This window comes from Exiguobacterium sp. K1 (genome assembly GCF_033721435.1).
GTDB classification, from domain to species: domain Bacteria; phylum Bacillota; class Bacilli; order Exiguobacteriales; family Exiguobacteriaceae; genus Exiguobacterium_A; species Exiguobacterium_A artemiae.
This window is the reverse complement of the sequence record NZ_JAOTIT010000001.1, coordinates 797,590-822,093: the sequence shown is the minus strand read 5'-3', so window position 1 is coordinate 822,093 and position 24,504 is coordinate 797,590. Positions and strand designations below refer to the sequence as shown.

The 24,504-nt window shown below is 50.2% G+C and carries 25 protein-coding genes; 17 read left to right on the top strand and 8 right to left on the bottom strand.

Annotated elements, in window-relative coordinates; all coding sequences use genetic code 11:
* Window positions 1-15 precede the first annotated feature (15 nt).
* Window positions 16-486: a GNAT family N-acetyltransferase gene (locus tag N7U64_RS04200; protein ID WP_318928621.1), complete on the bottom strand. Its 471-nt coding sequence runs from the start codon at window positions 484-486 to the stop codon at window positions 16-18.
* 161 nt (window positions 487-647) lie between these two features.
* Here N7U64_RS04200 and N7U64_RS04195 point away from each other — a divergent pair, with 161 nt between their 5' ends.
* From N7U64_RS04195 to N7U64_RS04165, 7 genes are all read left to right on the top strand, one after another.
* Entirely contained in the window at window positions 648-1,085 is a 438-nt protein-coding gene (locus N7U64_RS04195; protein WP_012370370.1) for an NUDIX domain-containing protein, read from the top strand.
* A gap of 14 nt (window positions 1,086-1,099) precedes the next feature.
* Complete coding sequence (locus N7U64_RS04190) at window positions 1,100-1,564, top strand: GNAT family N-acetyltransferase (protein WP_318928620.1); 465 nt, start codon at window positions 1,100-1,102, stop codon at window positions 1,562-1,564.
* A gap of 248 nt (window positions 1,565-1,812) precedes the next feature.
* Entirely contained in the window at window positions 1,813-2,187 is a 375-nt protein-coding gene (locus N7U64_RS04185) for a YciI family protein (protein ID WP_318928619.1), read from the top strand.
* A 107-nt stretch (window positions 2,188-2,294) separates the two neighbouring features.
* Window positions 2,295-2,999, top strand: a complete 705-nt coding sequence (locus N7U64_RS04180; RefSeq protein WP_290826762.1) for a phosphate ABC transporter ATP-binding protein — start codon at window positions 2,295-2,297, stop codon at window positions 2,997-2,999.
* On the top strand, window positions 2,996-3,769 hold the full coding sequence (locus N7U64_RS04175; RefSeq protein ID WP_318928618.1) for an ABC transporter permease: 774 nt from the start codon (window positions 2,996-2,998) through the stop codon (window positions 3,767-3,769). The genes N7U64_RS04180 and N7U64_RS04175 overlap by 4 nt, the downstream gene beginning before the upstream one ends.
* A 126-nt stretch (window positions 3,770-3,895) precedes the next feature.
* The gene (locus N7U64_RS04170; protein WP_318928617.1) at window positions 3,896-4,639 is read left to right on the top strand and encodes an ABC transporter ATP-binding protein; all 744 of its coding nucleotides are present in this window, start codon (window positions 3,896-3,898) and stop codon (window positions 4,637-4,639) included.
* The gene (locus N7U64_RS04165) at window positions 4,636-7,104 is read left to right on the top strand and encodes an FtsX-like permease family protein (RefSeq protein ID WP_318928616.1); all 2,469 of its coding nucleotides are present in this window, start codon (window positions 4,636-4,638) and stop codon (window positions 7,102-7,104) included. The genes N7U64_RS04170 and N7U64_RS04165 overlap by 4 nt, the downstream gene beginning before the upstream one ends.
* 40 nt (window positions 7,105-7,144) lie before the next feature.
* Here the strand turns inward: N7U64_RS04165 and N7U64_RS04160 are convergent, their stop codons facing one another.
* The gene (locus N7U64_RS04160; protein ID WP_318928615.1) at window positions 7,145-7,321 is read right to left on the bottom strand and encodes a hypothetical protein; all 177 of its coding nucleotides are present in this window, start codon (window positions 7,319-7,321) and stop codon (window positions 7,145-7,147) included.
* 104 nt (window positions 7,322-7,425) lie between these two features.
* Between N7U64_RS04160 and N7U64_RS04155 the strand changes: the two genes are divergently transcribed.
* Entirely contained in the window at window positions 7,426-7,746 is a 321-nt protein-coding gene (locus tag N7U64_RS04155; RefSeq protein WP_318928614.1) for a hypothetical protein, read from the top strand.
* Between the two features lie 10 nt (window positions 7,747-7,756).
* Here N7U64_RS04155 and N7U64_RS04150 read toward each other — a convergent pair whose 3' ends face one another.
* Complete coding sequence (locus N7U64_RS04150; RefSeq protein WP_318928613.1) at window positions 7,757-8,104, bottom strand: hypothetical protein; 348 nt, start codon at window positions 8,102-8,104, stop codon at window positions 7,757-7,759.
* Between the two features lie 119 nt (window positions 8,105-8,223).
* Here N7U64_RS04150 and N7U64_RS04145 point away from each other — a divergent pair, with 119 nt between their 5' ends.
* The 3 genes from N7U64_RS04145 to N7U64_RS04135 all read left to right on the top strand — a co-directional run bounded on the left by N7U64_RS04145 (window position 8,224) and on the right by N7U64_RS04135 (window position 10,091).
* Window positions 8,224-8,526 carry a putative quinol monooxygenase gene (locus N7U64_RS04145; protein WP_318928612.1) on the top strand — a complete coding sequence of 101 codons (303 nt, stop codon included), beginning with the start codon at window positions 8,224-8,226 and terminating at the stop codon, window positions 8,524-8,526.
* Window positions 8,527-8,587: 61 nt separating this feature from the next.
* Window positions 8,588-9,025 (top strand): hypothetical protein, encoded by a 438-nt coding sequence (locus tag N7U64_RS04140; RefSeq protein WP_318928611.1) that lies wholly within the window; start codon window positions 8,588-8,590, stop codon window positions 9,023-9,025.
* Window positions 9,026-9,203: 178 nt separating this feature from the next.
* Complete coding sequence (locus N7U64_RS04135) at window positions 9,204-10,091, top strand: DMT family transporter (RefSeq protein WP_318928610.1); 888 nt, start codon at window positions 9,204-9,206, stop codon at window positions 10,089-10,091.
* A gap of 39 nt (window positions 10,092-10,130) precedes the next feature.
* Here the strand turns inward: N7U64_RS04135 and N7U64_RS04130 are convergent, their stop codons facing one another.
* A complete protein-coding gene (locus tag N7U64_RS04130) occupies window positions 10,131-13,829 on the bottom strand; it encodes an ABC transporter permease (protein WP_318928609.1) in 3,699 nt (1,232 codons plus the stop codon).
* Window positions 13,830-13,847: 18 nt separating this feature from the next.
* Window positions 13,848-17,609, bottom strand: a complete 3,762-nt coding sequence (locus N7U64_RS04125) for an FtsX-like permease family protein (protein ID WP_318928608.1) — start codon at window positions 17,607-17,609, stop codon at window positions 13,848-13,850.
* A gap of 342 nt (window positions 17,610-17,951) precedes the next feature.
* On the opposite strand from N7U64_RS04125, the gene N7U64_RS04120 reads away from it, so the two are divergent.
* Genes N7U64_RS04120 through N7U64_RS04105 form a run of 4 tightly spaced genes read left to right on the top strand, consistent with a single transcriptional unit; the run spans window position 17,952 to window position 19,558 of the window.
* The gene (locus tag N7U64_RS04120; protein ID WP_318928607.1) at window positions 17,952-18,128 is read left to right on the top strand and encodes a hypothetical protein; all 177 of its coding nucleotides are present in this window, start codon (window positions 17,952-17,954) and stop codon (window positions 18,126-18,128) included.
* Window positions 18,125-18,601, top strand: a complete 477-nt coding sequence (locus tag N7U64_RS04115; RefSeq protein ID WP_318928606.1) for a hypothetical protein — start codon at window positions 18,125-18,127, stop codon at window positions 18,599-18,601. Before N7U64_RS04120 ends, N7U64_RS04115 begins: the two co-directional genes overlap by 4 nt.
* 15 nt (window positions 18,602-18,616) lie before the next feature.
* Complete coding sequence (locus tag N7U64_RS04110) at window positions 18,617-19,159, top strand: nucleotidyltransferase family protein (RefSeq protein WP_318928605.1); 543 nt, start codon at window positions 18,617-18,619, stop codon at window positions 19,157-19,159.
* A gap of 33 nt (window positions 19,160-19,192) precedes the next feature.
* Window positions 19,193-19,558, top strand: coding sequence for a hypothetical protein (locus N7U64_RS04105; RefSeq protein ID WP_318928604.1), 366 nt, complete (start codon window positions 19,193-19,195; stop codon window positions 19,556-19,558).
* Window positions 19,559-19,625: 67 nt separating this feature from the next.
* Here the strand turns inward: N7U64_RS04105 and N7U64_RS04100 are convergent, their stop codons facing one another.
* Both N7U64_RS04100 and N7U64_RS04095 read right to left on the bottom strand, forming a co-directional pair.
* On the bottom strand, window positions 19,626-20,027 hold the full coding sequence (locus tag N7U64_RS04100) for a VOC family protein (RefSeq protein ID WP_318928603.1): 402 nt from the start codon (window positions 20,025-20,027) through the stop codon (window positions 19,626-19,628).
* Between the two features lie 108 nt (window positions 20,028-20,135).
* Window positions 20,136-21,884, bottom strand: coding sequence for a methyl-accepting chemotaxis protein (locus tag N7U64_RS04095; protein WP_318928602.1), 1,749 nt, complete (start codon window positions 21,882-21,884; stop codon window positions 20,136-20,138).
* A 197-nt stretch (window positions 21,885-22,081) separates the two neighbouring features.
* Here N7U64_RS04095 and N7U64_RS04090 point away from each other — a divergent pair, with 197 nt between their 5' ends.
* Both N7U64_RS04090 and N7U64_RS04085 read left to right on the top strand, forming a co-directional pair.
* Window positions 22,082-23,260, top strand: coding sequence for a hypothetical protein (locus N7U64_RS04090; RefSeq protein WP_318928601.1), 1,179 nt, complete (start codon window positions 22,082-22,084; stop codon window positions 23,258-23,260).
* A gap of 20 nt (window positions 23,261-23,280) precedes the next feature.
* Window positions 23,281-23,784, top strand: a complete 504-nt coding sequence (locus N7U64_RS04085; protein ID WP_318928600.1) for a DUF1572 family protein — start codon at window positions 23,281-23,283, stop codon at window positions 23,782-23,784.
* A 44-nt stretch (window positions 23,785-23,828) separates the two neighbouring features.
* On the opposite strand, the gene N7U64_RS04080 is transcribed toward N7U64_RS04085, so the two are convergent.
* Window positions 23,829-24,443 carry a hypothetical protein gene (locus N7U64_RS04080; RefSeq protein ID WP_318928599.1) on the bottom strand — a complete coding sequence of 205 codons (615 nt, stop codon included), beginning with the start codon at window positions 24,441-24,443 and terminating at the stop codon, window positions 23,829-23,831.
* Between the last annotated feature and the right edge of the window lie 61 nt (window positions 24,444-24,504).

The window sequence follows — 24,504 nt, the reverse complement described above, 5'->3', positions numbered from 1 at the left end:
CCTCATTCTCCTTTTTCAGACCATGATTTTTTGATAGTGAATCAGCGTCGCTTTGCCGTTCAACGATTTTCGGACACCGGTTTCGACGTATCCCATCTTTTCGTACAACTCGCATGTCTTCGTCTCTTCGAAGAGACTGGACAGTTCCCATGTCTTGGCCAGCGGATAACAGGCTTCCGCGAGCAGCATGGATTGTTTGGCAAATCCTTTGCCTTGTGCATCCGGTGCCAGAAACAACGGACTGATCCGAAAATGAACGTCTTCGTTCCAGCGAATACAGATCGCGCCGACGAGCTGTCCGTCCGCGATGATCTTTAAAAAACAGCCTGTCGGATGATGAATGCGCGCGTAGACCCGGTCAATCGTTTCATTGGCCGGATTCGTCTCGTAATCTTGATACTTTTTAAGCAATGGACTGAACGCCGCGACTTGCAGCTCGAATAAAGCAAGCGCGTCTTCAGCTGTTGCTTTTTCCAAATGAATCATCCTGATCCTCCTTTTTTGACGTAATGGAATTATTTTACCATAAGGTCATTCATATGGAATTATTTTTCCTATTTTATAGAGGACTGTCCCTGTCTGAAAAAGACTATGGTATAGTAAATAAGTTAAAAAATACCATCTACCGATTTGAGGGGGGAATGAGCATGACACGTCAAAAAAATATCGTCTATAACGTCTTATTGAACGAGGAACGGGATCAAGTGTTAATGGTCAAAAACATCGGACCGTCTTATTCGTATTACACGCTGCCCGGGGGAACAGTCGAAGCGGGGGAGACGTTACCGGAAGCAGCCGTCCGGGAAGCGAAGGAAGAAACCGGATATGACGTTGCGGTCGGGGAACTGTTACACGTCAGCGAAGCGTTTTTTCCGCAAGTCGATGAACATTGTCTGTTCTTCTTTTTCCAGTCGGAGATTCGCGGGGGCGAAATCGGCACGATTTTTCCGGATGAAATCGAAGAGATTTCGTGGGTGACGATTGCCGACGCCGTTCAGTTCATGAATCTGTCGAAAGAATACGAACAGATTCTGACGACGCAACAGACGGTCCCGTACGTCTTCAATGGACAAATCACACACTGAGCGGAGGGGTACACATGCAGATTGTCGAGACAACGGACCTGGATACATTAGCTAGGCTGAATCGCTACGTCCATGAGCCGCACGTCGCGCAGCAGCCGGACTTCTTTAAACCGTACGACTTTGCGACGGTCCGGGCATTTTTTGCGAAAATCGTCGGAACCGGGAACCATCAGTTTTTGATTGCCGAACTCGACGGAGAAGCGATCGGCTACGTCTGGATTGAATATCTCCGGCGTCCGGAAAGTGCCTTTCAGTTTGCCCATTCGAAAGCCCGCGTTCATCATCTCTGTATCGTCGATGACAAACAGCAGCAAGGGTTTGGCCGTCAGTTGTTGCTTGAAGTGGAACGTCGCGCACTCGAACAGGACATACATAAAATCGATCTCGACTACTGGATGAGCAACGATGGGGTCGATGTCTTCTACGAACGGCTCGGCTTTGAAAAGATGCGCCAAGTCGTCGCAAAATCGTTAAATTAAGAAAGAAGGAAGTATGAATGGATTATACAGACTTGAATTTCATTTTTGGTTTGCTGCGCATAGCAGTTCTCGTCATGGCGATCCCGTCAATGGTGTACGCGTTGTATCTGTTGCGGAAGATTGCTAATAAATAAGCGACACCTTGTTTCCTCGACGGAGACAAGGTGTTTTGTATTACATCCATTAAAAACAGGGTAGTTAAATAATGAACGACGTGTCAGGAAAGCCTTGGAACTAGGAGGGATCAGATGTTATTTCTATTCATCGGTTATTACGATGCAGAAAAGATGAATCAGTCCTCGCAACAAGAGCTCGATGCCGTCATGGAACGGTGTAATCCACCGCTCGAGACCTTTTTTACGAAGCTCAACGTTTTGTCTGAATGGCATCCGGGAGCCGAAACGAAACGGGCCCGGCTTCTCGACGGTCAGATTCAGCATCAGGACGGACCGGACCCGGACAAAACGGAACAGATCGGCAGTCTGATCGTGTTTGAAGCGGATGATATGGAACAGGCGGTCGACTTGGCGTTGCTTCATCCGACGACCCAGTTACCGGAAGCACAGAAGTACGGCTGGCGGATGGAAGTGCGGCCGCTGATTGATCCAAAGGACGCAACATGAAGGATTCACGAACATACAGCGCATCGGTGCGTTGTATGTTTTTGTGATTTTCGGGTATACCTGTTTCATAGCTATCAACAGAAACCAGAAAGTCAGGTGAAGCAGACGTGTCGATCATTACCTTTGAAGACGTGCAGTACAAACACATACTCCGTGGCATCTCGGGTGCGTTTACGGAAGGAAAAATCACGACGCTCGTCGGACCAAGCGGTGCCGGCAAATCGACGTGCTTAAAACAAATCAACGGACTGATTTCCCCGGACAGCGGACGGATTCGTTACCGCGGCGAGGACTTGGAACAAATGAACCTTGTCGAACTGCGGAAACAAATCGGGATGGCATTTCAAAGTGCGCCGATGTTGCCGGGGTCCGTCCTGGATAATCTCAGTTTGCCGAAAACGATTTTCCGTGAGACTTTGGCACCGGACGAAGCAAAGCGGCTGCTGGAACAAGTCGACCTCCATGTCGACTTAAAGCAGCCGGTCAAAGAGTTGTCAGGCGGTGAACGGAGCCGGCTTGCGATTGCCCGGACGCTCGTCAATCGACCGGATGTCTTGTTGCTCGACGAAATCACGGCCAGTCTTGATTTTCGGATGGTCAAGGAAATCGAACAGCTGATTCAGCGCCTGCAACGCGAGCTTCAGGTGACCGTCATCTGGATCACGCATGATCTCGATCAGGCACGCCGGGTCAGTGAAGAGGTCTGGTTCTTAAAAGACGGTCAATTGCTTGAGCAGGGGGACGTCTCGTTGCTTGAGCCGGACGGAGCACGTTCGGACATTCAGGCGTTCCTAAAGGGGGAATTGTCATGAGTTACGTCCAACTGGCAACTTCCTTGATTTTCATCGCGATACCACTCATTCTCGCCTTTACGCTGAAACTCGGGCTTGAAAAAGATATCTTAATTGCGACCGTCCGCTCGATCATTCAACTGCTGATCATCGGGTATATCCTGACATTCGTTTTTGAGAGCGACAGTCCGATTTACATCCTGTTGATGATTCTGTTGATGATTGGTGCCGCGACGCTGAACGTCATCCGCAAGGGCGACGGCATCCCGGGGATCCAATGGATTGTTCTCGCGACGCTGATTTCGGTCGAAGTCCTGACGATGGGACTGATGCTCGGACTGAACATCATTCCGTTTGAAGCCCAGCAAGTTATCCCGATCAGCGGGATGGTCATCGGGAACTGTATGATTCTGTCACTGTTATTTCTCAATAAGTTCAAGGACGAGGTCGAACGCAGCGACGAAGTGATTGAATTGATTTTATCCCTCGGCGGTGATACGAAAACGGCGATTGATACGAGTCTGAAAGGCGCGATCCGGACGAGTATGATTCCGACGATTGAAGCGCAAAAGACGATGGGCCTCGTCCAACTGCCGGGCATGATGAGCGGTCTGATCATCGGCGGGGCCGACCCGATGGAAGCCGTTCTGTATCAACTGCTGATCTTATTCCTGTTGCTGACGACAGCAGCGGCGTCGGCTGTCCTCGTCGGATACATGTCGTACCGGAAGTTGTTTAATGAGAAATCACAGTTCATCGGTCTGACGTACCGAAAAGACACGCGCAACTAATTTGAATTTGGAAACAGCCCTTGAGATGCTCAGCGGGCTGTTTTTGATTTTGGAAAATATTAGTTTAAAGATGTCGTCTTGTGTATAATTAGAAATGGAATTAAATTGTAAAATAGAGGTGTTGGAATGACCAGATTATTACAGATCGAACGATTGACGAAGACATACATAAGAGGAACCGAAACAATTCATGCACTGGACGACGTCTCTTTTTCGATGCAGGAAGGGGAATTTATTGCCATCATGGGAACGAGTGGCTCAGGAAAAAGTACCTTGCTGAACATTCTCGGGGCGCTCGATCAGCCGACAAGCGGTACGTTGCGGCTGCGGGACGAGCCGCAAAGCGATATCTTTACCGAGCCGGCAGCGACATTATACCGGCAACAAAATATCGGCTTTATTTTTCAATCGTTTCATCTGCTCGACGATTTAACGGTTTCGGAAAATATCGCCTTGCCGTTGATGCTCAAAGGAGTGGATGCAACGACTATCCGGCAACGGATGGACCATTTGCTGGAGCACGTCCGTCTGTCACGGTGGGCGAAACACCGGCCGACCGAGTTATCGGGCGGCCAACAGCAACGCGTGGCAATTGCCCGGGCGTTGATTGCCGATCCGCCGATCATTTTAGCAGATGAACCGACCGGGAATCTTGATTTCAGGACGTCGACGGAAATCATGACGCTGCTGAAGGCGTTGAACAAAGAACAACAGACCAGCATCCTGCTCGTCACACATGATGCGCAAGTTGCGTCTTACGCCGATCGGATCCTCTACTTCCACGACGGACGCATCGTCGCCGATCAGCCGTCGACCGGAGAACTTGGACCCATCATGGAGACGTTTGAGCGTTACGTGAGGTCGGTATGAAGCAGGAAAAACGGCATTTGTTCCGGTTGGCACTGAAATTATACCGGAAAAGTCCAATGATTCTTCTGACATCAATCGGCAGCGTCATGATTTCGATTTTACTTGTCCTGTCGATGGTGTTATTCGTCTCGCAAAGCCAGGCGTCCGTTCAAGCGGATATCGAGCGGCTTTACGGCAAGATGGATTTATCGGTCGGCTATCAAGATAAACGGACGGAAGTAATTGATCAGTCCTTCCTCGACCGCTTAACGCAGGATAAACAGACCAGGCGGCTCTCACCGGTGTTGATTACGAATCTGACCGTGACCGGTCAAACGACGGCCGATGTGTATACAATCGGTATAAAGAACGATTCACTTGCGAAAAGCCGCTATCACATCAAACGATCCATCGACCGTGGTGATATCATCCTGAATGCGGGATTAGCCGAGGTGTTTGATGTAAAAGTCGGGCAGGCACTGACCGTTTCAGGTGCTGAGTACGAGGTGATTGAGATTTTGCCGGATGCTGCGGCAAGCGGGACGGCACCGGATACGCTTGTGATGAACTATGCCGATGTGACACAACTGAATGCCGTTGTCGGTCAGAAGAAGCGTGCGACGTATGTCTTGATTCAGTTAAAAAGGAATGCAGACGTCGTAGACTATGCCGACCGTTTAACTCAAAAAGTCCCGGGACTGCGCGTGGATCTTGCAGAAACTGCCGCTTCTGACGTTAACGGTGTTTCGGCGATGCAGGTCTACGTCGGAATCATCGCCGCGTTGATTTTAATTGTCTCCGCGTTTATTCTGATGACGAATTTTGATGTCTTCCTTCGCAAACACCGCTATCAATTTGCAATCATGCGGACGCTTGGGGCGACGACGCGGCAATTGTTCCAAATCTTCATGATCCAGTCGGGTCTGATTGTCTGCGCCGGAGCACTGTTGGCTTTCGTATTAAGCGGATTATTTTACGGAACGTTGCAGGAGCAGTTGCGGGAACTGTTTGCATTGAATGGAACGGTGATTGCCTTTGACTGGCAGCTGGCAGGTCTAGTCACGGTCGGCAGCAGTCTGTTGATTCTCTTGTTGCTGAGTGGTTCCGCTTACCGCAACCGGCGGATTCTGCCGCTTCACGTCATGCGTCAAAACCATGCCGGACCTAAAGTGTCGCGGCTCCGGGAACGGATGGCCAAGACTTTCGCGGCTCTGACTGTCGGTGCGCTGTTATATGCGACGATTCTCGCACAAACCGAGAATCACCGGGCCGGTGGTTATCTCGTATCGACCATCAGTTTTCTCGTGCTGATGTACAGCGTGACCCCCTTATTGCTTCAACGGCTATTGGTTCGGATTGAGCCGTTACTTCAAAAATTAGCCGGACCGACGACCTTTGTGGCGGTTCGGAGTGTTTTACCGCAACTGCGTAAAAATGCGTTGTTGATGCTGATCGTCCAAATCCTGCTGATTGTTGTTGTACTCGGTTCGACGTTCCTGGAGACGATCAAACAACATGAGCTGACCTATCTGAAAGAACAGTATCCGACAGAACTGGTTCTGAAAAGCCGTTTGATTGAGGGGACAAAAGCTGATCCGCTTGAACTGACACAGACGATTGAAAAGGAGCTGCCGGACGCAAAAAGTACGTTTGTTTCTCCGGCAAGTGGACTTGAAATCCTCAAGTCTGATCACACCATCACTTTAAATTATGCGCTGACCGATTTTGAAAGGCTCGACGCACTCGGAAAACCGGTTCTCTCTTCAACACACGATCAAGTCATAGTCTCCAAGGTATTTGCAAAAGCGAATGACTTAGCGGTAGGCGACCGGCTTGAGATGGGGCGGTTTATCGATGGAGAAGCGGGAACCGTCTCGGTTGGTCAATATGAAGTCGGTCGGGTTGATCCGGACTTACGAATAGATGCCTGGTTCGACTGGCGGTCTTCAATCCGTACTTCTGAAGACCGGATTGGTGAACTGTATATTGATGCAGCCGACACCAAGCAGACACAGGCAGCGTTGCAGGAACTGACGACACGTTATCCGACGCTTCAACTGAACCGGTATGAGACATCTGTTAAACTGGCGAATCAACAATTGCAGGAACGGTGGATTGTTTTCATCGTTGCGCTCGCTGTCATGAGCGTCTCGGTCTGGTTTGGACTTGCCAATTCGTTGTTGAATTATTTAGCGACGAAACGGCGTGAGTACGCGTTGCTTCGGACGTTGGTCTTGACCCGGTCGTCCCTCCGGCGTCTAATTGTGATTCAAATGTTAATTTTCATCGGTAGCGGGATTGGGTTCGGACTCATTACCGGCATCGGAACGACGTTCTTGATTTCACGCGTCGATGGCGGAGACATCGCATTGAACTTGACGAGTATCAGTGCGACAGTTGCCGGACTGGTCATGTTGGTGTTTGGACTGGTCTTTTTTGCAACAAGACGCAAACAGGAGAGTTTGGTCGACGAATTAAATCAGTAACGACCAAGCCGTGCATCCGATTCCTGCAAATGGGACGGATTCACGGCTTCTTTTTGTGTTCCGAAGATTTCAGCAAACGGACGAGAAAGAACAATGCGACCAGTACGAGTAAAATATTCGTCACAAGCGTCAAGCGTGGCAGGTCAAGGATTGTTGTATTCAGCAGATTGATGAAAATCAATCCAGCGAGGAACCAGCGAAAAGTGCGAGAAAACAATGGAGGACCTCCTTTCGTTCCCGGATTTTCTTTACAAAGCAGGAAATCTTTAATGAACAGCGAATTCTGTCTACAGAGAACAAAACGGAAACGGGGCGTTCGAAATGCGAAAGACGGTACTGGCACTACTCTTATTAGGAATGATCGGCGGCATCGGTTGGTTTTTTCTTGAGCAGGAACAGGATGAGACGTTTGAACAAATCGTACGGGCCCGGGTGACGAAACACGTCGCCGAGCAATATGGCAAAGGAACGATCATTGCGGTCCGGTCCGCTTATGACAAGACGGCTTCTTCGAAAGAGGCAAGGCATCAGGTTGCCGTTCAATTAAAAACCGATCCGCGCGGCGAGTATCAGGTTTTTCGACTGGCAAAACAACAGGTCGTCTTCATCGGGCGGACCCGCTCGTTGCCGGAACGGGAATAAGCTGAACGCGTCAGTCTTCCTGCGTCCGTAAACGCAAGTAAGAAACAAGTGTCGGGACAGCGAGCGCCAACGCGACGGCCGTTGCGAGCGCAATCGGGACCGTCTTCCATGCGAAGAACGTCACGATAGCCGCCAGAATGAGCAAAGTCCGAAGCAGATTTGAGCCGGGTGGTGCAGCAGGCACATCCTGATCCGGTACCATGTATGCCATCCGGTACTGGAAGTAGAAGTGGATTAACAGTCCGAGTTGGATGACCAGCAGAAAAGTCGAATCGGATTGTTCGAAAAAGATGGCGTAAATCGTCATCATCATGACAAGCAGATATAAACCGGTCGTTAACATCAGACGGTTCTTCAAGAGAGAATCCTCCTTTTTCTTATGTAAGCTATGACTTCATTTACGTCCGTTTTAACCAAGTGTTCCCAGAATTCTTTACTTAAACAAGCAATCACCATGTCATGAAAGGGGAAATGAAGATGTTTTACGGATTATGGACAAAGTTTACGACGCAAGCCGGTGAGGGACAACGACTGGTGGAGGTATTGTTAGAAGCAGCAACTTCATTACAGGATGTCTCAGACTGTAAGCAGTATGTCGTCAGTGTCACAGAGCAACCCGATACCGTAATAGTCCGGGAGATTTGGACGGACCAAGCGGCGCATGCTGCGTCTTTGCAGCTGCCGGCGACCCGGCAATTGATTGAACAGGCGCGACCGATTCTGCTAAAGGTCGAGCGAATGCTGGAAGATCAGCCGCACGGGGGCAAAGGACTAGCATGATTTTTACAAAAAGAGGGAACCCATATAGTCAGAACATGTATGATCGTTATGAGGTGAGAAGATGAACAAGCAAGAACGGATCCAAACCATTCAGACCATCCGCAAGCGAACGAAACCGGTCCGGATTCTGTCGGCAGTTGTTACCGGCGGCGCCTTTTTAGCGGCTCACTTTTTTGACCAATCCATTTGGTCGATTCTGGTACTGATCTGTGCACTGGCGGTTTCCGGCGTGATGTTAAGTCGTGAAAGTTTCAAAATCAGTCGGCTGTCGGACTCGACACGTGCCAAACGATTGATTCGACTCCGGTCCATCATGGGTTTTGGTATCATTGCTCTCATGCTGCTCCTGATCGTCATGACTGAACTTAGAGATGATACGGACATGGCACTGCTTTACGTGGCAGGGTTCATGCTGCTTGGAATCGTCATCGAAACCGTCATCGAGTACCGGATCCGTCGAGCCGATCCGGAACAGCCGATGAGCAAAGAATACCGCTGACTAAATCCATCTGTTGAAAAAGCATCTGCAACAATCGGATGCTTTTTCTTGTGTTCAACTGACGGTATAAGCAGGCAAATCGCTTTCCTGTCCGCCTCTGGCATATGATAGGAACGATTCGTAAAAAGGAGGGCTTCTTATTCTTGCCATTATCATCGGATTAATCATCGGGATCCTCGTGCCCGTTCAAACGAGTGTCAACACACGCTTACGCGGCATCGTCGGCTCGCCGTTCCTTGCCTCTCTGCTGTCGTTCAGCATCGGGACGGTTTTTTTGATCGTCCTGACGCTGTTCGTGGAACAGAATTTCCGTCTGAATCCGGGTGTCTGGTCGGAACCCGCCTGGATTTGGATCGGCGGTGTGCTCGGTGTCATCTTTTTAACCGGAAACATTCTGCTGTTCCCGCGAATCGGCGGTGTTCAGACCGTCATCATGCCGATTTTTGGACAGGTCTTGATGGGTCTGTTGATTGATAATTTCGGTTGGTTTTCGACCGCCGTCACTCCGGTTTCCCCAAGTCGTCTGCTCGGCGCTGGATTTGTCCTGCTTGGTGTCGTCGGAACCGTTGCGCTCGGCGATTGGCTTGCGAAACGCCGGCATCCGGAACAAGCAAAGCCGGTTGATTCAACGATTTACGGCTGGCGGATCATGGGCGTCGTCATGGGAATGATGAGTGCCGCCCAAGCCGCAATCAACGGCCATCTTGGAGTGGTGCTCGATTCCGCCATTAAAGCAGCATTGATTTCCTTTGTCGTCGGAACGGTGACCCTGTTGCTTGTCAATCTGATTGTCCGGACGAAGTGGCAGTTTAACCGGTCGCTCCCGACGCCGTGGTGGATTTGGATCGGCGGCTTGATCGGCGCCTTGTTCATCGCCGGCAATGCTGTCATCGTGCCGCTTGTCGGAGCAGGAGCTGCTGTCGTCATCGTCACCATCGGTCTGTTGACCGGCAGTCTGCTGATTGACCGGTTCGGTTTGTTTGGCGCAGCCAAAACGCCGGTCACCGGTGTTCAATTGATCAGCCTCGGGCTGATGATTGTCGGTATCGTGCTGATCCGGCTCTAACTAAAAATGCTCCCTTCCGTCAGTGGAAGGGAGCATTTTTTAATCCAGTTCAATTTTGACGGTCGTCGGTTTCGGGAACGCTTCACTTGACGCATACATGACGAAAACAGACTGATCGTCCGGCACTTCATAAACAAAATCGATTTGCGAACGAAACGGAGGATAATACTGGAATCCATTTTTCCATGCTTTTTCGTTTCGGTTGACGTAATCGATTTGTTCATACTCGGTTCCGTCCGGTGCTTGCAGCGTGAACGTATTCGGACGGTAATTCACGGAACTTCCGTCATAATCGTAATACGTATCCTGAAAAATCAACGGCAACGTGACCAATTGGTAACCGCTCCGCGGTTTTAATTTCAACTCTTTCGGCGGATTCGGCAACATAGCGTCCACATGAAACACTGCTTTTTTCTGAAGCGGATCACCCGGATAGGTCTTGACGACACCTTTATTCATCATCTGTTTGACGGCTTGTTCTTCTTTGTCCGTCAACGCTTTCGGCGGCGGATTGACTTCAATTTTAACAGCACGCGATTTACTGATCGCCGCACCGGAAGCAATCAGGACAAACTCGGTTTCATCTTCCGGGACTTGATACACGAGGTCGACGTGTGATCGTTTGTTCACCGTATAATCCATGCCGCGTTGCCAGGCATCGTTCCGGTTGACGTAATCGACCGGAACGTAGTGCTTGTTTTTTGTGTCAAACATCTGGAAACGGTTCGGGAAGTAGTACGTACTTTCGTCCGGGCTGCCTACCGTCTTCAAATAGACGGGAACGGTAATATACCGGTAACCGGCTTTTTCCTCGAGCTTTAAGGACGCCGGTGGTTCCTTCAACAGAGGGCCGACCCAGAAATAGGTTGTCTTCAGGGCCGGATCACCCGGGAAGGTGCGGACGCTTCCTTTCGCCATCAATTTTTTGATGGCGTCAGAGTCAGAAGATTTTGAAGCTGTCGGCTCATCACGCTTGACTCCGGTCAGCCCGTCCTTGATTTTACTACCGGTTGTCGTGACGACAGGGGTTTCGGTCGCTTGGGTCGCCACCGGTTGCGGCTCGGTTTCATTGGTCGCAAACAGAAACAGCGAAGCGACACCGGCGACAAGCGCTCCGCCAATCGTGCCAAAGGCAATTCGGAAACGACGCTCCGTTGCCTTGGAGTTAACGGCGACACTGCCGATCGCAGCATTCGGTGTAATCCGGACGGCACGCTGGGCCGGTAACAAAGCCCCGGTGACACCGGTCGCAACCGGGATCAGCAACGTCAGACTCAGAAAACCGAGTTCAGCTGACGGGAATTGATTGTACATTTTTAAAATCAGGAACAGGGCCATGATGAGTCCGGCGATACCGGCGAACAAACCGGTCAACAGTCCTTCAAGCAGAACAAGTCGGCGAATCATCCGGTCCTGCCAACCGGTCGCTTTCAGGACCGCCAGTTGGGATTTTCGTTCGTTGACATTCTGCCAGAGGATTTCCGTCGTCGTCAGGATGGCAATCAAGAGGGCAACCGCCATTGCGATATAATGCATCGTGCCGACTTCAAGCGCAACGAATTCACCGAGCCAGGAGGCGTACAGCACTCCTTTTAAGCGGAACGTCACGAACAGGAAAAAGATGAACAGACTCGTCGGCAGAGCGATGGCAACGATAGACAATAACGTCCGTTGCCAGTACGTGACAAGCTGGTTGAGACTCATCCCGAAAACAGACTGGGAGCGGACGAACCGGCGGCCTTTTGAGACTTCACCGGACCGCATGCTGTCATACGGTTGAATCCGGCGGATGAGCGCCATCGGAACAAGTGTCCCACCCCAGTAAATGAACAGACCGGCAAGGCCAATCCATAAAATCCGAGTGAGGGCAATCGGATGATCCGTCGTCAGCCAAAACGTCCCGAGAATCGACCAGGCAATCAGCGCGACGAGCGTCCCGAGAAGCGTGGCTTCGAGGTACAGCATCTTCGACAACTGACTCGGCCGCCAGCCAAGCGACAGTAAAATCGCAAACTCTTTTTTGCGGGCGTAAAGCAAAATGATGTTCGAACTGAAGACGTAAACGAGGGCGACCGCGATGACACTGGCGATGACGCCGCTCATCCCGACCTTCGCTTCCTGGAAGATGCTGATCGATGAGCCGAGTTTGATCCACGGTTGCTGTACCCAACCGAGTGCCGCCTGTTTCTCAAGTCCCGGCAGATAGGTCAAGGCCGGTTGCGGCGATGAACCGAGCGTGACGTCCGTGATCAGGCCGGTTTTGTCCTCGATTTCCTGGGCGACCGCCTGCAATTTGGCCTCGCTCTGTTCGTTCATTGCGTCAACACCTTTGACATTGACACGGATGACGGAAATCGCTTTTTTACCGCGAATTTGAAACGCTGCCTCAAGCGTCGTCAGCATCGACGGCGGTTTCGTCAAAAAGTCATAGGAATCATTGGACGGTTTGACGTCACGGACCGGATTGACCGGTTGTTCCTTGGCGTTCATGACCCACTGGGCTTTCGCCGGGAAATAGGTCTCCATCGGCAATTCCGTTAACGGATCTTTTGAGACATTCAATTTTTTCGGATTAAAGACACCGATATAATCGAGCCTGAGCCGCTTCCAGTCCGCGCTGGAGCTGCCGAATTCCCGCGCTTCCCGATACATCGTCCGTTTGAAGAGTAACGAATCCGGATTGACCTTCTTCGGTTCGACCTGATACGTAAACGGCCAACGGGAGGCGTACGGACTTTTGATCGGCTGATAGGTGATCGGAGAAGGTTTCAACGCCATCCAGTTGGACTGGCTGACATCCGTGACAGCCGGCGCATGGCTGAGAATATCCTGCACTAACTTTTTTTGGATTTGTTGCGTCGTGACGGTGTACTTTTTCGCTTTGTCGGACGTCACCGGGAGCGTCTCCAGATACTTTTTGCCGCCGCGCTCCGTCACATCCTGAATCGTCTCGTTCATCGAGTCGTTGAGTAAGGGGACGTCCAGTTTTTCGTACGTATAGATGCGGGACGCATCAACATACTCGCGTTCATTCAACAGCACCGGAATGGCGACGGTCCCGACTTCATCGACGACACTCGGACGGTCGTCTTTTGTGAAATACCGGCTGTACGTATCAGCGAACGTCGCCTGATCAAGACCAATCAACTGGGCTTCCGCTTTCGGATCGATTCCGGCAAGCATCGTACTGCTGCCGAATTCATAGAGCGGTTGTTTGCCAAGCGGCATCGGCGTGACACCGGCATTTGTCGCATCACCGGACGGTTCCCAGCCGGCTGCGATGTAGGTCGCGGACGAGTACTGTTCGACGTTTAAACCGGTATCCTGCCGGTCTGTGATGGTCAGTTTATAGATGCCTTCGTTTTCGAACGTATGTGTCCCGAGATTTCCGCCGGTCGAACTGTTGCCGATCATCGCGATCGGTGCCGCGACTTCGACATCGGCCATCTCTTGTATCGTTTGATATTGTTGCATCGTGATTCCGCCGTCAAGTCCGCTCATATAGTTCGGCTCGAGCAGCTTTAAATCTTCCGTGACACTGCGGCTGCCGGGAGGACGGACGACAATGTCATACGATGACTTCCAACGCTTTTGCAGTTCGTCGACGACGGTGCCGTTGTTGGCCTGTGTCGTCCCGATCAGATAACTGAGTCCGGTACTGACGATGAGGACGCCGACGAGGAGCAGGATGAACCGCTCCTTGTTGCGCCACCAGGAATTCCAGATGAATTTCAGCATCAAAAGCCTCCTTATAAATCAGTTTGATGGACGATCATTGCTTGCCTTCACCTCGATTTTGACGGCGACGGACTTCGCAAACGCTTCGTCCTTGGCGAACAGGACATACGTGTTGTCCTGCTTCGGTACTCGGAAGACGAGGTCAACGCGGGATGCACGGGGCGAGAAGTACTGGTAACCGGATTTCCAGACGTCCGGATTGCGATTGACATAATCGACGGACTCATAGACGGTGCCGTCAGCGTCGGTCAGCGTGTAACGGTTCGGCCGGTAGGTGCCATATCCTTCGCCTTCAGGTGCTGTATAGTTCCGTAAAATAATCGGGATGGTGAGATACTGTTCGTCCTTCAGCGCCGGCAGGTTTAACTCTTTCGGCGGTTCCGGCAACAAAGCATCAGCCCGGAAAATCGATTTCTTCAGCTCCGGATCACCCGGGAACGTGCGGACCATCGCCTGATTCATGATTTCCTGAACCGCACCGGAATCCTGTTTGGCGGTTTTTGGTGTTTGCTTCGGTTTGGAATCAGCACCGGGAGCGGCATCCAGGTCAATTTTGACGGTGACCGTTCTCGGGAACGCATCATCCGATGCATACAGGACCAATACTTTTTCGTCTTCCGGTACTTGATAGACGAGATCAACGCGTGATTTTTCGCCCGAAACATACTGATAACTGAATTTCCAGGCTTTTTCATTATGATTGACATAATCAACCGGCAAGTATTCTTTCCCGTCAGGAGCGGTCATCGCATAGGTACTTGGCCGATAATTGGCTACCAAACCTTTTGAGCGGGGATCCTGATTATCCTGCATGGTCACCGGAAGCGTCACAAAACGGTAACCCGGTTTTTCTTGTAAATCGAGCTCTTTTGGTGTTTCGATCAGCGGAGCGACATAAAAGAACTGATTGTTGATCTGTTCGCCACCCGGAGTCGTCTGCACCATACCTTTTTTCATCAGCTTCTTGATTTTTTTATCGGTTTCCGTCTGCGAAACCGCCGTCTTTTTCTTCGAATCGGTCTGGTTTAAATCGGTCATTTTCGCACCGGTCGTTTGAACGGCAGGCGGTTTATCCTGCGCCTGTTTTGGTGCTTGCGTGATATCTTCGTTTGTTGCAAACAGGAACAGGCTGGAGACGCCGGCGACTAAGACGACACCGATCGTGCCGAGCGCCAGTTTAAAGCGGCGTTCCGTCGCCTGGGTATTGACGGCGACACTGCCGATTGCCGCATTCGGCGTAATCTGGACGGCCCGCTGTGCCGGCAACAGGGCACCGAGGACCCCGGTCACGACCGGGATGAACAGCATCACACTGAGGAACAACAGCTCATTAACCGGGAACTGGTTGTAGACGTATCCGATCATCGCGAGCGCAAGCAAGAGACCGATCAGACCGGCGAACAACCCGGTCAGCATGCCTTCCGTCAGGACAAGGGACCGAATCCAACCGTCGCGCCAACCGGTTGCTTTTAAGACGGCGAGTTGCGGCTTTCGTTCATTGACGTTTTGCCACATGATTTCCGTTGTCGTCAGGATCGCAATCAAGAGGGCGACCGCCATCGCGACGTAATGCATTGTCCCGACTTCAAGTGCGACGTATTCGCCGAGCCAGGTCGCATACAAGACGCCTTGCAGTCGGAACGTCACGAACAGGAAGAAGATAAACAGACTGGTCGGCAGGACAATTGCGATAATCGACAGCAACGTCCGTTGCCAGTAGGTGAACAGTTGATTGAGACTCATCCCGAAAATCGATTGCGACCGGACGAAACGGCGGCCTTTTGAGACTTCACCGGACCGCATGCTTTCAAACGGCCGGATGCGGCGGATCAGAGCCATCGGGACGAGCGTGCCGCCCCAATAAATCAACAGACCGGCGAGTCCGATCAACAGGATCCGGCCGAGGGCAATCGGGTGAGCCGTCGTCAGCCAGAACGAACCGAGTATCGTCCAGGAAATCAGGGCGACGAACGTTCCGAGCAGTGTTGCTTCTAAAAACAGCAGCTTCGACAACTGACGCGGACGCCAGCCGAGTGACAGGAGAATCGCAAACTCTTTTTTACGGGCATAGAGCAAGATGATGTTTGAACTGAAGACGTAAACGAGGGCGACCGCAATCACACTTGCGATGACGCCGCTCATCCCGACTTTTGCTTCCTGGAAAATCGCCATCGAGGAACCGAGTTTGATCCACGGTTGCTGGACCCATCCTAAAGCCGATTCATTTTTTAAGCCGGGCAGGTAGGTCAGGGCGAGCTGCGGCGAGGACCCGAGTGTCACATCAGTAATCAGTCCTGTCTTGTCTTCAATCTCTTGCGCGACCGCCTGTAATTTTTTTTCGCTCGTCGCATTCATGGCTTCGACCCCTTTGACGTTGACCCGGATGGCCGAGATGGCTTTGTCGCCACGGAGTTTGAACGCCGCATCGAGCGTCGTCAGCATCGACGGCGGTTTCGTCAGGAAGTCATAAGGGTCATTCGTCGGCTTGACGTCACGGACGGGATTGACGGGCCGTTCGTCTTTGTCCATAACCCACTGCGCTTTCGCCGGGAAGTACGTTTCCATCGGTAGTTCCGTCAATGGATCCTTTGAAATGTTCAGCTTTTGTGGATCAAAGACACCGATGAAATTTAAAGTCATCTTCGGTACGGACTTAAAATTGATGGACGTATCTCCAAATGTCCGTGCTTTTCGGTACATCGTTCGTTTGGCCAATTGAATATCTTCCGGCACTTCCTGTGGTGTGATCTGATAGGCAAACGGCCATCGAGTAGCGAACGGACTCGCGAGCGCCTGGTATTCAACGGAGGAAGGCTTCAGGTACATCCAATCGAAGCTTCCGGTTGGTTTGGACGGAACCGTTCCTTTTAAGATGTCGTTGACCAGTTCTTCGGAGGTTTCGTTTGTCGTAATCTTGTAGACTTTCGCAGGTTGAAGCGGAAGCGTCTTCAGATACGATTTCCCGCCTTTTTCCATAATGTCCTGGACGGTCTCCGTCATCGAATCATTGACTAAGGACACATCGACTTTTTCGTAACGATACTTCCGGTAGGCATCGACGTATTCATGACTGTTTAAAATCAACGGGATCTTCCAGATATCGTTTCCGTTGTCTGTTGCGATATCGTCTTTTGTAAAGTAGCGGCTGTGTGTCGCTTTTTTGGTTGCTTGGTCAAGACCGACAAGTTTTGCCTCTGCTTCCGGGTCGATTCCGGCGAGCATCGTCGCACTGCCGAACTCCATCAGTGGTTGTTTTCCCAACTCTTGCGGCGAAAGATCCCGGTTTAAGCCATCACTTTCGGAAGGAGACCATCCGGCACCTAAAAAGTAGGAGTTTGTCTCCTTTTCCTGTTGTAAACCGGTATCCTGAACGTCTTGGATCGTAACTTTATAGATACCCGGCTCTTTGAAATCGTACGTACCCAGTTGGGCATCTGCATAATAATTCCCGATCATCGCAATCGGTGCCGCAACTTCAACATCCGTGATCTGTTTGATTGTTTCATATTGTTTTCGCGTGATGCCGCCGTCGAGCCCGCTCATATAGTTCGGCTCAAGCAGCTTCAGGTCTTCCGTTACACTGCGGCTGTCCGGCGGCCGGACGACGATGTCGTAAGACGAACCCCAACGTTTTTGCAGCTCGTCGACGACGGTGCCGTTGTTCGCCTGCGTCGTCCCGATCAGGTAACTGAGGCCGGTACTGACAATCAGGACACCGACGAGGAGCAGGATAAACCGCTCCTTGTTCCGCCACCAGGAATTCCAGATGAATTTAAGCATCGGCCGTTCCTCCGATCATCCTTTGGCTATAAAAAAACGAAACAATAGGTTCAATAAATGATGGTTCATTCATTCGGATGACGATTGGATTTTTACGTACATCGCTCATCACAGTTCCTCCCTCAAAATTTGTATGACATATTTTTCATTTTAAAATGATTATTTTACCATTATATACAATTAAAGAACCTTTTTGGTTCAGAATGGAGATAATTATCTAAAAATTCCATCAATTTATTTTTGCGATTCGTCCAGAAGGACCGCTTAATCTGGTTAAAGGACATCCGGTAAATGGAAGCGAATAGGATATAAAGTAGAAGATTTCTAAAAGGAGGCATGGCAATGATCATGATTGGTATATTTGCCGTGATTGCTTTAGGAATGACGATTTTAGCGGCACGACGAGGTTACCGGGAACGGTTAATGGATGATCTCGTGCGTATACGTCAAACGATCACGAACTGGATATCCATCATCGAAATGACCCGCCGTCCTGGTAAGGAGAGGAAATATTCATGAAAAATAAACAGGAGCGGACCCAGTTCATTCAGGAGGCAAAACGGCGTCTGATGAAACAACGCATGTTGAGTGCACTGTTGTACGGAACAAGTATTGTCCTGATTGTCGCCAATCGCGGAGCGTACTGGCCATTTGCCGTTCTCATCGTTGCGCTGGTCCTGATTGCCCGCCTGCATTCAAAAGAAGTCAACCGGGATATGGCGCTGACATCGAACCCGGCAATGAAGCGGATCATCCAAATTCAATACGTGATTGATTACTGTTTCATCGTCTTGGTCGGTCTTTTTCTGCCGGTCGTATTAAATCTGAGTCTGCCGTTCTTCACGAGCATCGGGGTTTATCTGTTGCTCGCCATTATACTCTTGATGGCGGATACGATCCTTGAACGCCGTGGAAAACTACTCGATCCCGAACATCCGACAAAAAAAGAGTTACGGACCTATCCGAAGACATGGAAAAAGATCAAGACATAATCGGGGGGAAGACAGATGCAAGACACAACCGGAATCTACGAGCAGTTACTTGAAAACGAAGCATTACAAGAACAGTTGGCTCTCGTCGACCACCTCGGACTGCCGGATGCCTGGATTTGCGCCGGCTATATCCGGTCGTTGATTTGGGGACTGACTTTGACTGAGGAACAGGATATCGATGTCGTCTATTACGACGCGGTCGATACATCGGAAGCGACGGAAAAACAGTATGAGGAACAGTTAAAATCATGGCAACCATTGCCGTGGTCGGTCAAAAACCAGGCGCGGATGCATCTGAAAAACGAGTTGCCGCCGTATCAATCGACGTGTGATGCGATCGCGCATTTTCCGGAAACGGTGACAGCGATTGCGGCAAAGTTAACGGACGGACAGTTACAGTTGTATCTGGCGTACGGCGCAGCCGATTTACAGACCCGGACGATCCGTCCGACACCGCTCTTTTCAAAGGGATTACCGCGTCATACGATTTTTCAAAGACGTGTCGCCGGTAAGGGATGGGACAAGCGGTCTGATTTACGAATCGTCGACCGGTTCTAAAAAATCAGGATCAACTGTCAAAGGGGAGTTCAGATGAATGTTCGGAAGATGCTTGTTGCCGGGATCGGTGTCCTACTGATTTTTTATCTGTTCCGGGAACCACCGGCGCCTGACTATAAAAAGAAATTTAATACCTCCATCGAGACCGTGATTAAACTGGAAAACGAAGAACTCGTTCGGCAGAATCACGATCCGATTGTCCGAAAAGAAACGGGAATTGAAGTCAGTGATGACGGGGACTGGATTGAATTGTACTATGATACTCCTCTGCAGGGAGATCAAAGAAGTGTCTACCAAAAGCAGGGGGACCGGTACGTCCGGGTGACGGATATCAAGAAGGTTTCCGATCAACTCGACAAATCGGATACGACGTATATCGAAAACTTGGGAATCAAGTGAAGGAACATCTAAAGGAATCAGAAAAACGCTTATGACCTGAACATACGAGGCATAAGCGTTTGTTTCATTATCCTTTAATCGTCCATGTATCCCGCAGTTCAATGATCGTTCCTTCCGGTGCCTTCAGTTTACTGAGATGCCCGTCGACGACGAAGTAGATGTTGCCGCCGTGTTTCGGTAAAAACGGCATCCCGAGCTGTTCGAGCCGTGCGACTTCCGCCTGTAAATCATCGACATACAACGCATAATGGACGGGACCGGCCGCATGTTTCGTATAGGACGTCAAGGTCTCGTCGACTTTGTTCGTCTGAAGTTCGATGTAAAAGTCACCGAGCTTCAGCCAACTGTTAAACGCCCGGGTGTGGAAATCCGGGGATTCCTGGACCAGTTCGAAGCCAAGGTGTTCGTAAAAGGTTTTCGACGCGGTGTAATCGGTCGTTTGGATACAGAGGTGATGGATTTGTTTCATCGTCAATCATCCTTTCAGGCTATATGGATCGTATGTAGTCTGTAGCAATATCAAATCAAATTTTACCATAAACAAACGTCCGCTTCCCATCGAGGAAACGGACGTTTTTCAAGATTCCAGTTCAAACTTCTCTGTCTGACCTGTCAAGTAAGCCGATGTTTCATTCAACGTCTCGACCAGAACATGCAGTCCGGTAATCGTTGCAATCATCTGTTCGGATGCGGCGGCGACTTCTTCGTTACCTGCCGTATGTTCTTCGGCAACAGCGGCGATTTCCGTCAAGGCACTGCTGATCCGTGCCTCGGTCCGGGCAACATCCAGCATTTGTTGGCGCATCCCGGCGGCGGACGAGGCCACTAATCCGACTTGTGCCGCGATGTGCGAAAACGAGTTGTCCGTTGCCTGAATTTCCTGTTGACCGGATACCGTCTCCTGTAACGTCTCAGCAAACCGGACTTCCATTTGGGACGAATTGCCGGTGATGTTCTGAACGATTGCCGCAATTTGATCAACGCTGCTTGCGACATGTGTCGACAGTTTCTTCACTTCGGTTGCGACGACCGCAAATCCTTTGCCTTGTTCGCCGGCACGCGCCGCTTCAATGGCGGCGTTCAAGGCTAGTAAATTCGTTTGCGCCGCGATGTCCCGGATGATCGTAACGAGCGCTTGGATATCACTTGACTGTTGTTTTAATTGCCGGACCTGCTCCGTTGCTTCCGCGACATGCGTATGAATCGTATTCATCCGGACAACGGACTGCTTCATCTGGGTTTGTCCGTCTTGCGTCGTGCTGCGCATCGTCTCGACCGTCTGTTCGATTTCTTGACTGTCAGCTGCGGTTTTTTGGACCAGCCTTGAGAAACCGTTCATCTCATCTGTCAAGGTGAGTGTCGTATGGGTCTGACTTTCCGTTCCGATCGCGATTTCCGACATCGTCTCGGCAATCTGCGTCGAACCGTCCAAGACCTCCGTTGTTCCGGCATCAATCGCCTGACTCGTTTCCGTGACGAGTACCGTCGTCCGTTTAATGTCGACGATCATCGTTCGAAGTGTTTCATTCATCTGTTGAATCGAGCGGGCGAGTGCATAAATTTCATCTTTTGCCGGAATTTTTAAATGATGCATCGTTTGCTGTGCCTGATCGAGTTTTCCGTCGGCAATCATCTTAGCGACGGATTGCAGGGTCTCGAGCGGTTTTAATTTCCGTCCGAGTATGTAGTAGAGGAGCCCCAGTGTCATAGCCAGTAAACTGACCAATAGACCGATGAAGAGCGGCAACGATTGTTTGAGCATCGCAGACGTCAAGTTCTCGACATCTTTCGCGGCAATGTCGGTTCCTAAAATGCCGATGATGTCACCGGTCGGACTTTTTAAGGGGACGTAAACGCTGATATATTTTCCGTACTTTGGATCATCAATGACATCAGTTGCGTGGGTTTTTCCCTGTAAAACTTCTTTCATGTCAGAGGCGACGGCTCCTGTTGCCGGATCATTGATTTTTGCGGCGTCAGCAATCGGAAGTCCGTCAATCAACAGTTTGACCTTGCCTTGATCGATTTTTGCCGTATAGACATACAACAAGCCGTTTTGTTTGCGTAATTGATCAAGCGATTCGCGTAATTGGTCATACGTCGCGTCGTTCGTCGGATTCGTTAAAAATGTTTGGTAGGCGTCGGAATCAACCGTTTTGGCAATCCGGAGCGCATCCTGTTCCGCTGTCTTTTTAAGCGTCGATAACGCCGTTTGTTTCGTCGTCAGGTAAAGCGAGACACTGCTGAAAACAAAGAACAGGATGAGAATCAAGCTGATGATGAGCAGTAAACGTGTTCTGATGGAATGAGTCCGAGTCGTGTTCATATAAACCTCCTGATGAGTAATTCGTGTTGCTTACTAATCTATCGGACAGTTTTTCAAAAAATGAATGACAACTGAATAAAAAAAGTACTGGGTATTTATTCCGTAAATCCTTGGTCTTTCTCTATTTCAATTAGGGTCAATTTTCCAAATGACACCTATAATAAAGAGGATAACGATACAGAAAAAGGATGATGAAGATGCTTCAACCATGGAAAAAACGAATGCTGTACGGAACGGCGGGACTGGCCGTTTTTGTCAGTGCAGGTGCTGTATATCTCGGATTACGTCCGGAGGAACCAAAAGCCGTTTCCTACCCGGTCATTTCGAAGGATCTCACGACGATGACGTTTACACCAAAAGATGGTCAGGTCATCCTGCTGTATGGAAGCGATATTAACCGTCATAAAGAAACACAGGACGATCCGCAGGAACCGGGATTGATGACGACACTGTCGAAAACGGGTAAAGAACTGAAAAGGGAAACGATTGCTGACCCGGATTTCTATTGGATGAGGCTGTCACAAAAAGGAACGGATCTGCGGCACATCTATGCACATCACCCGGATGGCATCGAAGCCGATCACTTTTTTACGTACGATTTAAAACGGGGCACGTTTACAAAACACGAAGTGCCGAATACAGCGATCACGTCCGTTGCCCATTACGGGAAAGATGTCTGGCTGGAATCGAATGCCTCGAAGCCAAAGGAAAACATTCAGTTAATCAACGTTCGGACAGACAAACGGTATCCGATTGAAGACCGGCTGATGCCGGTCTTTGATTCACCGATCCTTGAACTGGATCAGACGATTGCTTATGCCAACAATGGTACCGAGGATGATCAAGAAGGGGCGGCCGGAATGGTCCTGCTCGACCAGACGACCGGAAAATCACGCGTCATTCGAAAAGCGGACGAACCGTATGCCTATACGGCGTTATACGGTGCGAAAGACACCGCGTACTTTGCAACGACCGATGGCGTGATGATCAAACTGAAGACGGACGGAACGATGCAGCAAAAATCATTTTCAGTACTAGATGATGTCAACTACTGGGCAACGGAACCGATGCGGATGATCAACAAACAGACCGGTTATCAAATCATCGGCACCGGTGAAAACGATACCGATCAACGGCTCGTGAAGTGGACGTTCGGACAAGCGTTCCGGGTTGAAGAGGTCCGACCGGATTTCTGGAAGCAGGGTCACTATTACCGGTACCTCTACCGGAATCCGTATAAGAAAACGTCGTATTTCACGGAAAGTAAAACGTCACTTTCCGGAAAAGGCAAATTGATCGTCACGGATGACAACTTAAAAACGTTACGGACGATACCGGTCGCAGGAGCAAACGGTGTGGACTTCGTGATGGACTAACAGCAAAGGGAGGGAATGAAATGGCTTTCGAAGAGGTGTATTTGACGGCAATTCAAGCACGGTTCCGGGCCGTCCGCGAACCGGCGGAGCAGGCACTCGGTTGGCTGAACGAGGAACAGTTTCATCAGATACTGGCGCCGGATACGAACAGCATCGCACTGTTGATTCAGCATATGACGAACAATATGACGTCACGCTGGACCGATTTTTTAACGACGGACGGGGAAAAGCCGGACCGTAACCGGGACGCCGAGTTTGTCGACCAGGGTCATGATAAAGAGACCTTGCTGACACTGTGGAACGACGGCTGGCAACTCGTCGAATCAACGCTTGCTTCCTTGACACCGGACGATTTGGAACAGACCGTTTTAATCCGCGGCGAACCGCATCTCGTCGTCGACGCGATGGAACGGCAACTCGCGCATTATGCCTATCACACCGGACAGCTGATTTTTTTGATGAAGATCCTGCTCGGACCGGACTTTAAACCGTTGACGATTCCCTTGCCGCATCAGCGGCACTGAACGAAACAGACCTGCCTCTTTTCGATAAAGAGACAGGTCTGTTTTCATAGTGTACGTGCACTTGGTGTACCGAAGGATTTAGTCGATAATGAAATCGTAAAAGCATGCTCGCCCTTTTTGAGTTTGATGCCTGCGGGAGAATCGATAGCAGCTAATGATCTTCCCACCATGGACTCATGGACGGTCGACTTTTCTAACATCAACAGGTCATATTCAGATGCGTGAAATGATTGGTTCTGAAACTCGACACCCGTCATCAAGAATTTTTTTAAATCATTTGATTCTTCGGACCACTCATTCATCGTACTCTCGAGCTCATATCTGTAGGACCGGTAGCCTTTTGCGCGATCAGACTGTTGACTGAGTTTCAATGATTTTCCGTCATATTGACCGGGTTTGATGGTCTCGGAAAACCAGATTTTCTGCTTACCCGACGCAAAATATTCGATTCCGGTCAGGTAAAGGGGTTGATCCGTTTGACCGGTCATAAGATAGGTCGCGCTATTTACAAAGGCATCTGCCGGTTCTTTGGACTCAACGAATTTAAGTGTCAACGGCAGTTCCGTTGGTTTGATGACTTTTTTTGGACCGGTTTCTTCCGCGGTGCAACCGGCAAGTAAAAGTGCCGATAGTGAACAGACAAGCAGTTGTTTCAACATCCATGTCACGTCCTTTATATGTAAGTATATTCAGTGTAAGGGGAATGGATGATATTTACAA